General features: G+C 70.3%; 15 protein-coding genes. 3 read left to right on the top strand and 12 right to left on the bottom strand.

Annotated elements, in window-relative coordinates; all coding sequences use genetic code 11:
* Positions 1-287: 287 nt before the first annotated feature.
* The 11 genes from ACIHAO_RS30580 to ACIHAO_RS30530 form a co-directional block, all read right to left on the bottom strand.
* Positions 288-851 (bottom strand): hemerythrin domain-containing protein, encoded by a 564-nt coding sequence (locus ACIHAO_RS30580; RefSeq protein WP_396563632.1) that lies wholly within the window; start codon positions 849-851, stop codon positions 288-290.
* Between the two features lie 62 nt (positions 852-913).
* Positions 914-1,588, bottom strand: a complete 675-nt coding sequence (locus ACIHAO_RS30575) for a DUF6766 family protein (RefSeq protein ID WP_396563630.1) — start codon at positions 1,586-1,588, stop codon at positions 914-916.
* Positions 1,589-1,686: 98 nt separating this feature from the next.
* Positions 1,687-2,067, bottom strand: coding sequence for a hypothetical protein (locus ACIHAO_RS30570; protein ID WP_396563628.1), 381 nt, complete (start codon positions 2,065-2,067; stop codon positions 1,687-1,689).
* Positions 2,068-2,108: 41 nt separating this feature from the next.
* Positions 2,109-2,720: a flavodoxin family protein gene (locus ACIHAO_RS30565; protein ID WP_396563626.1), complete on the bottom strand. Its 612-nt coding sequence runs from the start codon at positions 2,718-2,720 to the stop codon at positions 2,109-2,111.
* On the bottom strand, positions 2,717-4,015 hold the full coding sequence (locus ACIHAO_RS30560) for a UDP-glucose dehydrogenase family protein (RefSeq protein ID WP_396563660.1): 1,299 nt from the start codon (positions 4,013-4,015) through the stop codon (positions 2,717-2,719). Before ACIHAO_RS30560 ends, ACIHAO_RS30565 begins: the two co-directional genes overlap by 4 nt.
* Positions 4,016-4,019: 4 nt before the next feature.
* Positions 4,020-4,961 (bottom strand): glycosyltransferase family 9 protein, encoded by a 942-nt coding sequence (locus tag ACIHAO_RS30555; protein ID WP_396563624.1) that lies wholly within the window; start codon positions 4,959-4,961, stop codon positions 4,020-4,022.
* Positions 4,958-5,644 (bottom strand): SDR family oxidoreductase, encoded by a 687-nt coding sequence (locus tag ACIHAO_RS30550; RefSeq protein WP_396563658.1) that lies wholly within the window; start codon positions 5,642-5,644, stop codon positions 4,958-4,960. The genes ACIHAO_RS30555 and ACIHAO_RS30550 overlap by 4 nt, the downstream gene beginning before the upstream one ends.
* Positions 5,644-7,002 carry a PfkB family carbohydrate kinase gene (locus ACIHAO_RS30545; protein ID WP_396563622.1) on the bottom strand — a complete coding sequence of 453 codons (1,359 nt, stop codon included), beginning with the start codon at positions 7,000-7,002 and terminating at the stop codon, positions 5,644-5,646. The genes ACIHAO_RS30550 and ACIHAO_RS30545 overlap by 1 nt, the downstream gene beginning before the upstream one ends.
* On the bottom strand, positions 6,999-7,562 hold the full coding sequence (locus tag ACIHAO_RS30540) for an SIS domain-containing protein (protein WP_396563620.1): 564 nt from the start codon (positions 7,560-7,562) through the stop codon (positions 6,999-7,001). The genes ACIHAO_RS30545 and ACIHAO_RS30540 overlap by 4 nt, the downstream gene beginning before the upstream one ends.
* 17 nt (positions 7,563-7,579) lie before the next feature.
* A complete protein-coding gene (locus ACIHAO_RS30535; protein ID WP_396563618.1) occupies positions 7,580-9,202 on the bottom strand; it encodes a carbamoyltransferase in 1,623 nt (540 codons plus the stop codon).
* Between the two features lie 403 nt (positions 9,203-9,605).
* Positions 9,606-10,553, bottom strand: coding sequence for a UDP-glucuronic acid decarboxylase family protein (locus tag ACIHAO_RS30530; RefSeq protein ID WP_396563616.1), 948 nt, complete (start codon positions 10,551-10,553; stop codon positions 9,606-9,608).
* A 70-nt stretch (positions 10,554-10,623) separates the two neighbouring features.
* Here ACIHAO_RS30530 and ACIHAO_RS30525 point away from each other — a divergent pair, with 70 nt between their 5' ends.
* From ACIHAO_RS30525 to ACIHAO_RS30515, 3 genes are read left to right on the top strand one after another with little or no spacing between them, the layout of a single operon-like run.
* Positions 10,624-11,511 carry a polysaccharide pyruvyl transferase family protein gene (locus tag ACIHAO_RS30525; protein ID WP_396563614.1) on the top strand — a complete coding sequence of 296 codons (888 nt, stop codon included), beginning with the start codon at positions 10,624-10,626 and terminating at the stop codon, positions 11,509-11,511.
* Entirely contained in the window at positions 11,508-12,380 is an 873-nt protein-coding gene (locus ACIHAO_RS30520) for a glycosyltransferase family 2 protein (RefSeq protein ID WP_396563612.1), read from the top strand. The genes ACIHAO_RS30525 and ACIHAO_RS30520 overlap by 4 nt, the downstream gene beginning before the upstream one ends.
* Positions 12,370-13,275 carry a glycosyltransferase family 2 protein gene (locus tag ACIHAO_RS30515; protein ID WP_396563610.1) on the top strand — a complete coding sequence of 302 codons (906 nt, stop codon included), beginning with the start codon at positions 12,370-12,372 and terminating at the stop codon, positions 13,273-13,275. Before ACIHAO_RS30520 ends, ACIHAO_RS30515 begins: the two co-directional genes overlap by 11 nt.
* Positions 13,276-13,368: 93 nt before the next feature.
* On the opposite strand, the gene ACIHAO_RS30510 is transcribed toward ACIHAO_RS30515, so the two are convergent.
* Positions 13,369-14,586, bottom strand: a complete 1,218-nt coding sequence (locus ACIHAO_RS30510) for a glycosyltransferase (RefSeq protein ID WP_396563608.1) — start codon at positions 14,584-14,586, stop codon at positions 13,369-13,371.
* Positions 14,587-14,597 lie beyond the last annotated feature (11 nt).

Genomic DNA, 14,597 nt, shown 5'->3' with positions numbered 1-14,597 from the left:
GAGGTCACCGAAACCCACTTACCAAACCTTCAGGGTCGCTAATTGGCCTCCCCCCACGTCTGTGGTGGCCTCGACCCTTGCCAGCCCAGGAAACTCTCGCGAGCGTGCGTGTGACGCTGAGGTTCGGGAGCGGGTGTCGCGAAAGCCACTTTCGCAACGCCAGGCGACAACGGAAACCCGTCGCTGAGCACGGGAACGCCACCGGCTTTCCGTGAAGGCCTCCTTGAGAGACCCTGGGTCCCTCAAGGAGGCCTTCACGGACTCGCGTGCCGCAGAAGCAGCGAGGGTCAGGTGGCGCGGTCTTCCAGCGCGTCCCGGATCTTGTCGATGAAAGCCGTTCCCGGCGCCAGTATCCGGTTCGCCGGCGGGCGGTCGGGAGCGGCGGGGTGCGGCCGGGTGGGGGCGATCTCCTTGGCCCGCAACACTTTCTCGCCCAGCTCCCGCAGGTCTTCCGGCGAGCAGACGGCCTGCAGTTTCGGCAGCAGGTCGCCTTCTTCCTCTTCGATGTGGTGCCGGACGTCCTCGATCAGCTTGCCGACCAGTTCGTCGAACCGCTTGTCCTTCGGTTCAAGGCCGATGAGGTCGTTCATCACCCGCTCGGCTTCGGCGTGCTCCTCGATTTCGTGGTCTGCGACCTTGTCGCCGTCGGGGAGGTGCTTTCGCGCGGCGGGGTACATGTGCTGCTCTTCCGCGATCGAATGCCGGACGAGTTCGGCGATCACGTGGTCCGCGAGGTCCTTGCGGTGCTGATCACCGCCCTTGCCGGACTCGAGTTCCTTGAAGATCCGCTCGAAGGCCCGGTGATCTTCCGTGATCACCGAGACGAGGTCGTGTTTCGTGGTGGTGGTCATGGACACTCCTGTCCGTGGTCGTCAGTCCGACGTCTCACGGATACCCGCCGTCCGCTGTTCAATCACCCGGATTCGTCGGTGGCGTGGTGCGGTGCGCCGACGGGTTTCGATTCGGGGGATCCGCGCTGGCGCAGGTACACGCTGAACACCGCCATCGAGCCGATGGCGAGGAATTCCGACTGCCAGTTCTGCAGGGTGCGGTTCCAGAAGTCCGACGACGCCAGATAGCCGAACCACGTCTCCGGATCACCGAATTCGGTGAGCTGCTCGGCGTTGTAGGCGCTCATCCCGGCCACGGACTGCGCCAGCCACGACAGCAGGAACAGTCCCAGCATCACCAGGCCGAGCGACACGGAGAAGATCCCCGTCCGCCAGCCGCCCGCCCGCGCCCATTTCGGCGACTCGGCCGTCACGTGCGGGCCGATCTGCTGATCCTTGTCCGTTTCCAGCCCGACCCGGCCCGCCGGTTTCGATTCGGGTGAGCCCCGTTGCAGCAGCCACACGGTCGCGAACACGTACAGGAAGAACTGGAGGTATTCCGATTGCCAGTTTTCGGCGACGTCGACGGCGAAGTCCGCGGACGTCACGTAGTCGAGCAGGCCGATCGGTTCGGCGGCGTGGCTGAGCCGCCTGTCGTTGTAGTCGGCGAGGCCCGCCAGCGCCTGCCCGGCGAGGCTCAGCAGGAACAGCAGCCCGAAACTCAGCGAAAGGGCGTTGTCACGCAGAAAGCGCCGCATCATCCGCCCCTTTCACCGGTGCAGCAGACCCAGTAGGACGCAATAGCCGAGGACGGCCACGACGAAGACGAGATAGACGGTGAACACTGGACGCGCTCTCATGGCCCACCCACCGCGCAGTCGTAGACCTGTTCGTTGCGGTGGCGGCAGCCCGCTCCCGTGATCAGCCAACCGGTGGAGGACTCGTGCAGGAAGAGGGTGTCACGGGCGGTCTTCACCTGGGCTTCTTCGCTCCAGACCGAGATCGTCTCGGGTGTTCCGTCCGGGACGTTCGCACCGGCCAGACCGCGTTCACAGGTTTCCGGTGCCCACGACTCCTGGGCCCTGGGGGCCAGCAGGACACAGGCCGAGCGATGATCACCCGACGCGAGCGCGCCGAGGAATCGCCCGGCCGCCTCTCTGGCCGAGTCTTGCCCACTCGCTCCGGTGCAGCCGGCCAGCAGCAGGCAAACACCGAATGCCAGCGTTTTGACGATCACGGAACCGGGGTACCCCGCTGTGCCCTGGTTCACACCTGGGGTCAGGAGGCGGGGTACTGGTTCTCCCGCAGCAGGTTCGCCAGATGGACGGCGTTGCGCGCCAGCGTCGCGTTGGTCGATTCGACCGCTTCCGGCGTTTCGTCGAGGTCGTTGTAGTCGCCGCCCTGCATCGCCTCGCCGTTCCAGTAGGTCCCGCCTTGAGCGGGCACGGTGAAGCCGACGTCGTTGAGGGCCTGGAACAGGTCCGCGGTGATCTTGTGCGCGCCGTCCTCGTTGCCGACGACGGCGGTGACCCCGACCTTGCCGAACATCGCGGGCCTGCCCTCGTCGTCCGTTTCGGACAGTTCGGCGTCGAGCCGTTCCAGTACGCGCTGGGCCACACTGGACATGTGGCCGACCCAGGTCGGCGTCGAAATCAGCAGGATGTCGGCCGCGGCGATCTTGCGGCGGATCTCCGGCCAGGCGTCGCCGTCGCCCATGTCGGCCTGCACCCCGGGTTTGACGTCGTGGTCGACCACGCGCACGAGTTCACCGGTGGCGCCGCGTTCGGCCAGTTTGTCGAGGAGCTGCTGGGCGATCAGCGCGCTGCTCGACGGCGCGGGCGACGGTTTGAGCGAGCACACCAGTGCGAGGGCCTTCAACGGCTGGGTCATCGTGTCCTCCTGTTCGGATCGGTACCGAGCCCGGTATGGGTGAAGCCCGCCTCGGCGACGGTCGCCGGGTCCAGGAGGTTCCTGGCGTCGACGACGACGGCGCGTTCGGCGGCGGCGGCGAGCCGCTCCCAATCGAGCTCTCGGAACTCGGGCCATTCGGTGAGCACGACCAGCGCCGCCGCGTCCTTCGCCACCAGGTACGGGTCGTCGACGACCTGCACGATGTCCGGTTCGACGGCTTCGACCCCGGGGTCGTACGCGGTCAGCACCGCGCCGCTCCTGGCGAGCTCCCGTGCCACGGCGAGGGCGGGCGAATCGCGTAGATCCCCGGTCCCCGCCTTGAACGCCAGCCCGAGCAACCCGATGCGGATGCCCGAGAGCGAGCCGTCCGAAACACCGGTGATCGCGCGGCGGATCTTCCGCACCACGGCCGCCCGCTGGCGCGCGTTGGCCTTCATGGCGTCGCGGAGGATGCCGAAGTCGACGCCCGCGTGTTCGGCGGTCCGCAGCAGTGCGGCGGTGTCCTTGGGCAGGCACGAGCCGCCCCAGCCGGGGCCGGGGACGAGGAAGGCGGGGCCGATCCGGGAGTCGAGTCCCATGAGCCGCCCGACGTCGCGGATGTCGGCACCGTAGTGCTCGCAGAGTTCGGCGAGGATGTTCACATAGGACACTTTCAGCGCCAGGAAAGCGTTGCTGGCGTATTTCGCGAGCTCGGCGCTGGCCGGATCGGTGAACCACAGCGGCGCGTTCGTCTCCCCGTACAACGCCGCCACCCGCTCGGCCGCCGCCCGGTTCTCCGGCACGGAGCCGATGACGATCCGGTCGGGGTTCAGGAAGTCTTCGACGGCGTGCCCCTCCCGGAGGAACTCGGGATTGCTCACCACGGGCAGATCCGGCCTTCCGAGCAACTCCGCCAGCCGGGTCCCGGTGCCGACCGGGACGGTGGACTTCGTGACCACGACGCAGCCGGGTGCCAGCAGGCCGGGGAGGGTGGCCACGACCTCCTCCAGCACCCGGACGTCGGGGTCGCCGTCCTTCCCTTTCGGGGTGGGCAGGCAGAGCAGTACGACGTCCACATCGGACAGCTCGCGGGTTTCCGTGGTGAACCGGAGCCGTCCACAGCTCAGCCCGTCCCGGACGAGTTCCGTGAGCCCGGGCTCGGCGATGGCGACCTCGCCCCGGGTCAGATCGTCCACTTTGGACCGATCGTTGTCGACGCAGACCACTTCATGTCCGAGGTGAGTGAAGCACGCGGCGCTCGTGAGCCCGACGTAGCCGGCACCGATCACCCCCACCCGTTCAGTCACGGGAAACCCCCGTCCGGAGCAGGTCTTCGGCCGCGGTGAGGACGCGTTCCTCGCGCAGCAGCAGCAGTCCCGGATCCGGCTCGCCGCCGTGCGGGTCGCCGACGTCGCCCACCCAGAGGACCGTGTGCTGCCGGGCTTCGGGAGGCGGTCCCCAGAACCGCGGCGGGGTCGGCCCGAACAGCAGGACGGACGGTGTGCCGTACGCGGTGGCCAGGTGCCCGACCCCGGTGTCACCACAGACCACCAGCCGCGCCTCCGCCACCGTCGCGGCCAGTTCGGCGAGACCGGCGTCGCCGGCGAGCACCGCTTCGCCGGGCAGGCCTGCCGCCTCGGCGATCTCGCGGGCGAGCGGGACCTCCGCCGCGTTTCCGGTGACGACCACCCGATGCTGCTCGGCGAGCGCCCGCGCCACCCGCGCGTACCGGTCCGGCGGCCAGCGCCGGGCGGCGAACGCGGCACCCGGATGGATCACCACCGCGCCCGCCGCCGGGCTGGGGCCGGGAGGCGGCGGCAGCGCGAGGTCGGTGCGGTCGGCCGGAATCCGGGCGGCCTCGACCAGACGGCACCAGCGGTCGACTTCGTGCACCTCGGCAGGCCAATCCGGACCGTCGACGCCGGGGAAGTCCGGATGCCGGTGGGTGATCAGTTCGAGCGGCTCCTGTGCGAGCAGATCGTGGATGCTCTCCGGGCCTCGGCCGTGCAGGTTCACCGCCAGCCGCGGCGGCTCGCCGGGCCAGGACAGTTCGCCGAGCCCGGCCGTCGGGAGCAGTTCGTCCACCGCGTCGATCAGTTCGACGATGTCACGGAGATTCTCCGGGGCGGCGAGCACCAGCCGCTCGCCGTCGAAGGCGCGCCGCAGGGCCCGCAGCGCGGGAACCGCGGTGAGCAGATCCCCCAGGCCGAGGGCGCGCAGCACGAGGATGCCACCGGTCACGGCCAGGACCCTTCTTCCGAAGCGCAGACCACGAGTTCGCGGACCTCACAGCCGGGCGGCTGGGAGAGGGCGAAGACCACGGAGGCCGCGACGTGCTCGGGCTGGTTGAGCTTCGCGTCCGGCGGCGGCTTGTACTGCTCGGCCCGGTCGTCGAAGAACGCCGTGTGCATGCCGCCGGGTACGAGGAGTGTCACCCCGACGCGGCCCGCGAGTTCCATGGCGAGTGCCCTGGTGAAGCCGACGACGCCGAATTTCGAGGCGCAGTAGGCACTGGCGTCTCCGGCCACCCGCAGCCCGAGGGTCGACGCGCAGGTCACCACCGTGCCGTGGCTCAGCCGCAGATGGGGCAGTGCCGCGCGGACGACCGCGGCCGTGCCGAGCAGATTGACCCGGATCACGCGTTCCCAGTCCTCTGTGGACACTTCGTCGAGCGGGCCGCACGCGTCGGTCCCCGCCGCGGTGAAGACGCCGTCGATCCCGCCCGCTCGTTCGGCGAGTTCGTCGACGGCGCTCGCGGCCTCGGCGGAATCGGCCAGATCGGCCAGGACGAAGGCGACGTCGCCCGCCGGTTCGGCGCGGTCGATGACCAGTGGGGTGCCGCCCGCCTCACGGACGGCCTCGACGGTCGCGGCACCGAGGCCGGAGGCACCGCCGGTGATCAGGATGTTGCCGAGAGGACGCATCATGCTCCTTCCGCCGCGGCCACCAGCCGGGAGGTGGAATAGCCGCGGATGGTCGGGATCAGGACGATCTCGCCGCCGTGCCTGCGGACCACGGCGCTTTCGGGGAGTTCCGTGTCCGCGTAGTCGCCGCCCTTGACCCAGACGTCCGGGCGAAGGCGGTCCAGCACGGCGGCGGGATCGGGTTCGTCGAACACCACGACGGCGTCGACGGAGCTGAGTTCGGTGAGCAGCCTGGCGCGGTCGCGGGCGGTCACGATCGGCCGTCCTGGTCCTTTCAGGCCGCGCACCGACGCGTCGGAATTGAGACAGACGACGAGTGCGTCGCCCAAGGCGCGTGCCTGTCGGAGCAGGCTGGCGTGACCGGGGTGCAGCAGGTCGAAACAGCCGCCGGTGGCGACCAGCCTGCCGCCCCGCGCGCGGACCCGCGCCGCCACGTCGAACGCGGAAGCACCGTGGTGGCCGCTCTCCGGCACTGGGGTGTTGTCCACAGTGGACAACGTGGCGGCACCGCCGGTCGCCACGAACCTGGCCGCCGTCTCGACCCCGGTGGCCACCGCGTCGGCGGTGGACGCGCCGTCGAGCAGCGCGGCGGCGACCGCGGAGGCGAAGCGGTCACCCGCGCCGCAGGTGTCCTTGGCGACGATGCCCGACGGAGGCCGGAACGTCGTGCACGCCCCGCCCTCGGTCAGGACGGCTCCGCGCGAACCGGTGGTGACGCTGACCGCGTCGGCCTTCCAGAGCGCGTGCACCTGCTTCGCCAGGTCTTCGGCGTCCGCGCGGGTTTCGGTGAACTGTTCGGCTTCGGCGAGATTCGGGGTGGCCACCCGGATCCCCGCCACGGGCTCCGTGCCGCGAGGATGCGGATCCCAGACGATCGGGATCGTGGCCGCCAGTTCGGCGAGCAGCGTGCGGATCTCCGGATGACCGGTCACGCCGCGGCCGTAGTCGGCGACGAGGATCGCGCCCGCCGAGCGCAGCGCCTCCCGGACTTCGGCGGTGAGCGGCGAGTACTCCGCGTGGCCGTCGCCGCTGTCGAGCCGGACCAGCGACTGCCCGGCGGCGCGCACGCGGGTTTTGGTGACCGTGGTGCCGGACAAGGGCATCGGCACCACGCGGAGTTCGCGTTCCAGCAGGCCGGACAGGGTCCGGCCCGCCTGATCGCCACCCAGCGGGGCGACGAGGACCACCTCGGCCGTGGACCGGGCCGCCAGCAACGCGGCCAGCCCGGCGCCGCCCGGCCGCCGCCATTCGCGGGCGAGGTCGACCACGGGCACCGGCGCGTCCGGGCAGAGCCGCTCCGAGGTGCCGTCGACGTCGACGTCCAGCAGAGCGTCGCCCAGTACGACCAGCGGCCTCACGTCGGCACCCCGAGCGCGTCGTCGAACGCGGTGCACAGGGCGTGCACCAGCGCGAGGTGAACCTCCTGCACGGTGGCCATCGACGGCGCCTCCACCGGGATCGCGTCGGCGCACAGCGCGGCGAGCGGATTGGGGGAGGGGCCGGTGATCGCCCAGGTGGTCACGCCGAGTTCGTGGGCGGCCTTCGCGGCCGCGACGACGTTCTGGCTTCCCCCGCTGGTCGAAAGGCAGACCAAAATGTCGCCGGGACGGCCGTGTGCGCGCACCTGCCTGGCGAACACCTCGTGCTCGCCGTAGTCGTTGACGATGGCCGTCACGGCGGAGGTGTCCGCGTGCAGGGCGATCGCCGAGAACGGCTGCCGGTCGTTGCGGAACCGGCCCACCAGTTCCCCGGTGAGGTGCTGCGCTTCGGCGGCGCTCCCGCCGTTGCCGCAAGCCAGCAGCCGCCCGCCGGAGGACAGCACGGTGGCCAGATGGTCACCCCAGTCACGGATCTTCGGTGCCCAGGAAGCGGACTTCCCGGCTGCCTCGCTCAACGCTGCGAAGTGTTCTTCGATCACGACACACCTCCAAGGGGTCAAGGGCGGCGGACCACGAAGGGCCCGATGGCGAGCAGGTCGATGGGGGCCGAACCGAAGCACTCCAGCGCGTCCCTCGGGGAGTCGACCATCGGCCTCCCCGCGGTGTTGAGGCTGGTGTTGACCACGGTGGGAAGCCCGGTGCGCCGTTCGAACGCGCCGAGCATCCGGGCGACGAGCGGTGCCTCGCCCGCGTCGACCGTCTGCACGCGGGCCGTGCCGTCGACGTGCGTGACGGCCGGGATGCGGTCCCGCCACTCCTGCGCGACGTCGTGCACGAAAAGCATGTACGGACTGGGCAGCGGCCCGCGGGAGAAGATCTCTCCCGCGCGTTCGGCGAGCACCATCGGGGCGACCGGGCGGAACTGTTCGCGCCCCTTGACGTCGTTCAGCCGCTCCAGATTGGCCTCGTGCCCGGGATGCGCCAGCAGCGACCGGTGGCCGAGCGCGCGCGGGCCGAACTCCGACCGGCCCTGGAACCAGGCCACGATCCGGTCTTCCGCCAGCGCTTCGGCGACAGCCTCGGCGACGTCGTCCGGCCGCTCGTAACGGACGTTCGCGGTCCGGAGCGCGTTCTCGATCTGATCGTCCGTCCAGCCGCGGCCGAGGCCGGCGCCGGTCATCGGGGCGCCGCGCTCGCCGAAGTCGGCGGCGAGTTGCAGGGCCGCGCCGAGCGCGGTGCCGGCGTCACCGGCGGCGGGCTGGACCCAGATCCGGTCGAACGGTCCCTCGGCGTGGAGCCGGGTGTTGGCGACGCAGTTGAGCGCGATCCCGCCCGCCATCGCCAGATCGGCGTGCCCGGTGTGCTCGTGGAGCCCGGCCGCCAGTTCCAGCAGCACGTCCTCCAGGCATCGCTGCACGCTCGCGGTCAGGTCGGCGTGGACCTGCCCCGGTTCCTGCCCCGGCTCGACGGCGGGCGCGAACGACGCCCAGTCGATCTCGTCGGTGCGGAAGCCCATCCCGTTGGTGTGCACGCTTTCGGCGATCTGATCGAGGAAGCGGGGCTTCCCGTACGACGCCAGCGCCATCACCTTGTACTCGTCACTGGACCGGGCGAAACCGAGATGCTCGGTCAGGTCCTCGTACATCAGCCCGAGCGAATGGGGGAGCCGTTGCTCGGCGAGCTCCTCGAACTTGCCGTCGCGGTACTCGCCCGCGAGATACGACGTGCTCTCGCCGCGGCCGTCGGCGACCAGCACCGCGCAGTCCCCGAACGGCGCGGCGAGCGCGGCCGAGGCGGCGTGCGCGACGTGGTGCCGGACGAACCGGACGGTCGCGGGATCGAGCCCCGGCAAGGCCGCTTTCAGGAACGCGGGGGCGCGGCGGGCGAAGTCGGTGCGGAGGCACTCGTTCTTCCCGTCGTGCCCCGCCAGCCCCGGCTCGACGAGCGCCGGATCGTACGAATAACCGACCGCGTCGAGATCTTGAGCGGCGATCCCGGCCTCGGCCAGGCACCACGCGGCGGCCTCCGCCGGTTGCTCCCAAGCGGAGAACGGCACCGGCCGTTTGCCGTGTTTGCGACGGCTGAACCGTTCTTCCTCAGCCGCCGCCACGATTTCGCCGTCGACGACCAAGGCCGCGGCCGGGTCGTGGAAGACGGCGTTGACACCGAGAATGCGCACCGGGCCACCTCTCCGGTCGGGGATGCGGGATGTGACCCGCGCTTACTCCCGTAGCGCTACCCGGTGCAGTCGTGGATAAACGACGCGGCGCAAAACCCCAGGACGTCGCTACTCAGCGAAGCGTCTCTCGGGGGATCCGGCGGCATTCGCGTGTCCAGACACGGGACTCACGTGACTGAAGCCGGAACTCGAGTCTTCCGGCTGAGACACGCGAGTTCCGGCTTCAAGCACGCGTCTTACGTCCAGACGCACGCGAGTCGCGGGTTATCGAGGGGTGAGGCAAAGGTGCGAGGTCGCGAAAGCCACTTTCGCGACGCCTGAGGTCCCGAAAGTGGCTTTCGCGACACGGTCGCCCCGCGGTCGCGAGCGAATTCCCGTGACCCGGCACCTTTGCCTTACCCGTTCAGAAACCGGCGGCGGACCGTTGCCGCGAGAACCAGGTGATCGTGCGGGGAAGCCCCTCTGCCATCGGGACCTCAGGAGCCCAGCCGAGCTCACGGCGGGCGCGGGAGATGTCCGGGCATCGGCGGGCCGGATCGTCGACGGCGGCCTCGACATGCTCGATCCCGGACGAGCTGCCGGTGACGGCGACGATCTCCTCCGCGATCCGCAGCACGGTGAGCTCGTGCGGATTGCCGAGATTCACCGGGCCGGGCACGTCGGAGCCGGCCAGCGCGATCAGGCCGCGGACGGTGTCGTCGACGTAGCAGAGCGAGCGGGTCTGGCTGCCGTCGCCGGTCACGGTGAGCGGCTCGCCCGCCAGCGCCTGCCCGATGAACGTCGGGATCATGCGGCCGTCGTCGGGACGCATGCGCGGGCCGTAGGTATTGAAGATCCGCGCTATGCCGGTGTTCGCGCCGCGCTCCCGGCGCATCGCCGAAGTGAGCGCTTCGGCGTACCGCTTGGCCTCGTCGTAGACGCTGCGCGGGCCGATCGGGTTCACATGGCCCCAGTATTCCTCGCGCTGCGGGTGCTCCTGAGGATCGCCGTAGACCTCGCTCGTCGACGCGAGGACGAACCGGGCGCCGTCGCGTTCGGCGATGTCCAGCGCCCGTTCGGTGCCGTAGGAGCCGGCGCGCAGCGTCTCGAGCGGGAGGCGGAAGTAGTCGCGGGGCGAGGCGGCGGACGCCAGGTGGAAGACGACGTCGAACGGGCCCGGCGCGGTCATCGGCGCCGTGACGTCACGGGAAAGGAGCCGGAAACCCGGCCGGTCGAGGAGATGCGCCACGTTGGCCGTGGCGGCGGTGGCGAAGTTGTCGGCCGCGACGACCTCCGTACCCGTCTCCAGCAGTCGTTCGCACAGATGCGAGCCGACGAAACCCGCACCCCCGGTCACCAGCGCTCTGTCCATGGCGACGGGCTACCCGCTGCGTGCGCCGGAAAAACCGTGTGAACCTGGAGATGCCGGGTAAGCCTCCGATATGCGTGCATTGGTGATCGGCTGGGCGAGCTTCCGCCACGGCGAGGCGACCGCAGGAGACGTCCTCAGTATGCGAAGGGTCGACGAGGCGCTGTCCACCATGGGGTTGCCGCATGATGTGGCCTGGAGTCCGGTCTACCGGCCGGACGACGTGAATTACGAAGAAGTGGATCCGGCGCGGTACAGCCACGTGGTGTTCGTCTGCGGGCCCGCGCACGGATGGCAGGTACGGGAGGTACATCGCAGGTTCGCGCATTGTCACCGGATCGCGGTCGGGGTCTCGGTGATCGATCCGGAGGACGACACGGTCACGGGCTTCGACCAGGTGTTCGCGCGGGATCACGACGGGATCGGCACGCCGGATCTCTCCCTCGGCGTGCGGACCGGCGAAGTGCTGGTGACCGGGGTGATCCTGGCGCCACCGCAACCGGAGTACGGCGACTCGGGTCACCATTCGGAGGTGCACGGCTCGGTGCAGAAGTGGATCGCCGGGGTCGACTGCGCCAGGGTGCCCCTCGACACCCGGCTGGCGTCTTCGGACTGGGAGCGTTGTGAGACACCGGATCAGTTCATGTCGATCCTGTCGCATCTGGACGTCGTGGTCACGACGCGGCTGCACGGGCTGGTGCTGAGTCTTCAAGCGGGGGTGCCCGCACTGGCGATCGACCCGGTGGAGGGCGGTGGCAAGGTCAGCGCCCAGGCCGACGCGCTCGGCTGGCCCGCCCTCGTCCGGGCCGAGGAGGCGGGTGATCGGGAGGTTCTCGACTCCTGGTGGCGCTGGTGTTCTTCGGTGCAGGGCCGGGCGGTGGCCGCGCTCCGCGCGCTGCCCGCCGACGACGGGCTCATGCGGGACATGGTGAAGGCGCTCAAATCCCGGCCGGTGCGATGAACACGGCGAAGACGACGGTGGTGATCGCGACCCGCGATCGGGCACCGGAACTGGAACGCACCTTGCGGGAGCTGACCGCGCTGCGGCCGCCACCGCCGATCGTGGTGGTGGACAACGGCTCTTCCGACGGCACGGCGGACCGGGCGGCCGCGTTCCCCGGCGTCCACGTGATCCGGTTGCCGCGCAACATCGGTATGGCGGCCAGGAACCTCGGTGTCGCGGTGGCTCGGACGCCGTACGTCGCCTTCAGTGACGACGATTCGTGGTGGGCCGACGACGCGCTCACCGAGGCCGAGCGCATCCTCGACACCCACGACGACGTCGGCCTGGTGGCCGCGAAAACCCTGGTGGGTGAGGAAGAACGCGAGGACCCGGTCGTCTCGCTGATGGCCGACAGCCCGCTCGGCAGGCCTGACGGGCTTCCCGGACCGGCGGTGCTCGGGTTCCTCGCGTGCTCCGCGATCGTCCGCCGGACGGCGTATCTGCAGGCCGCGGGGTTCCATCCCCTGCTGCATTTCGGTGCCGAGGAGAAACTGCTGTCCTACGACCTGGCGGCGCGTGGCTGGTGGCTTTGTTACGCGGAGGCGGTGCGGGCGCACCATCACCCGTCACGGGTGCGGCCGTCTTCGTCCTGGCGTGAACGTGCCGAACTCCGCAACCGGATGCTGATCACGGTGATGAGGCGGCCGCTGCGCCGCTGTCTCGCCGAAGGATTCCGGGCGGTGGCGAGGGTCCCGCGGGAGCCGCGCGTGCTCGGCGCGCTCGCCGGCGTGCTCCGGCGGTTGCCGCGGGCGCTCGCCGACAGACAACGGCTGCCCGCCTCGGTGGAGCGCCGGATCCGTGTTCTGGAACACGCACATGGAGGCTGAAGTGGAAGACCGGATCACGGTCGTGGTGATCACGCACAACCGGCGCGCACAGCTGCTGGAGACGCTCGCGTCGATGACGGCGCTGCCCGACGCGGCGCCCATCGTGGTGGTGGACAACGCTTCCACCGACGGCACCGCGGACGCCGTCGAGGAGCGGTTCCCCGCGATCCGGATGATCCGATCGCCGCGGAACCTGGGTGCCGTCGCGCGCAATCTGGCCGTCCGCGAGGTCAGTACCCCTTATGTCGCTTTCTGCGACGACGACACCCGATGGCAGCCGGGCTCCCTGCGCCGCGCCGCCGACCGGCTCGACGCGTATCCCGAGCTGGGTGTGGTGACCGGACGGTGCCTGGTGGAGCCGTCGTTGACCGAGGACCCGATCACCCCGGAACTGCGGTATTCCCCGGTCCCCGGCCCGGACTGGCTCCCCGGCCCGGCGCTGCTGGGCGTGATGGCGGGCCTGTCGGCCGTCCGGGTCCGCGCTTTCCACGAGGTCGGCGGCTTCTCCGAGCGGATGTGGCTCGGGGGAGAGGAGGAGCTGTTCGCCCTCGACCTCGCGGCGAAGGGCTGGTGGATGTGCTGGGACGAGGAGATGGTGATCCACCATGCCCCTTCGACCCTCCGGGACCCGCGGCGGCGCCGTCAACTCGGCATCCGGAACACCCTCTGGACGTTGTGGCTGCGGCGTCCGCTCGGCAGTGTCCTGCGCCGGATGATCGCGGTACTGCGTTCGGCGCCCTTCGACCGGGCGACGATCGCGGCGGTGGCCGAAGCGGTGCGGGGGATCCCGTGGGTGCTGCGGGAACGCGCGGTGGTCCCGGCGGGCGTCGAGCGCGGGCTGGTGCTGCTGGAGGAGTCGCAGCGGAACTCGGTCGCGCGGCGCTACGTCGGGTGAGCCCCGGTCCACGCGTAGGCAGACGTCCGTGAAGGCCTCCTTGAGGGACCCAGAGTCCCTCAAGGAGGCCTTCACGGACGCACGCGCGGGAGGTCAGGAAGGGGAGGCGGCTGCCGCCACTTCGGTGTCCTCGCTCAGAACGCGGCCATAGGCGCGCAAGGTGTCCGCCGCCACCCGATCCCACGAGTATCGCGCCCGCACCCTGTCGGCACCGGCGATCCCGAACGACTCGCACGCCGAAGCATCATTGAGGAGCCGCCGCAGCGCTCCCGCCAGTTCCTTCGGATTGCGCGGCGGGACCAGCAGTCCTGTGACGCCGTCGACGACGGTGTCGGTCAGCCCGCCGACCGCGGTCGCCACGACCGGGACTCCGCAGGCCATCGCCTCCAGCGGCACGATGCCGAACGGTTCGTACCAAGGCGTGCAGACCACCGCGTCGGCGGAGCGCAGCAGCGCGGGCATCTGTTCGCGCGACACGAGTCCCGGCAGGCGCACGCGGTCGGTGACGCCCAGCCGGTCGGCGATCGCGAGCAGCCGCCGCACTTCCGGAGCCTCGGTGAGCGGACCCGAATCCGGACCGCCCGCGATGACCAGTTCCGTGTCCGGCAGCGAGGCGAGCGCGGCGATGGCGAGGTCGAAACCCTTGCGCGGCACCAACCTGCCGACACTGACGATCCGGTGTGCCGCCGTGCGGGGAGCCCGTTCACCATCTGGGGTGAATTTGTTCAGGTCCACACCACAAGGGACCACGGAGGCGCGTGAACGCGGCAGGCCCATGCGCACGAGTTCGAAGACCTCGTCCGAGCAGGTCGCGATCACCCGGTCGGCCTGTTTGGCGATCATCCGTTCGAGCCGCATCCGCTCGGCCGGGCTCGTGTCGTTTTTGCCCTGATAGCGCCGTTTCACCACGCCCAGCGCGTGAAAGGTCTGGGTGACCGGGATGCCGAGATCCTTCGCCGCGAGAACCGAGGCCAGGCCGGACATCCAGAAATGCGCGTGGACGACGTCGGGCCGGTCCTTGGTCCAGCGGGACCGCAGCACGCGGCCGAACTCTCCCATATGCGGCAGCAGTTCGTCCTTCGGCAGTTTCCTCGCCGGCCCGGCCGCGACGTGGACGACGCGGTAGCCGTCTGGCGTTTCGACCGTCGCCGGGACGCGCCGGTTCTCGCGGCGCGTGTAGACGGTGACGTCGTGTCCCTGCCTGCTCAACGCGGCGGAAAGCTCGGCCACGTGAACGTTCTGCCCGCCCGCGTCGGCTCCGCCGAGGGCGGCGAGAGGGCTGGCGTGCTCGGAAACCATCGCGATCCTCATCGGACTCCTTC

This window comes from Amycolatopsis sp. NPDC052450 (genome assembly GCF_044547565.1).
GTDB lineage: Bacteria > Actinomycetota > Actinomycetes > Mycobacteriales > Pseudonocardiaceae > Amycolatopsis.
This window is presented reverse-complemented; position numbering and strand designations above follow the sequence as displayed.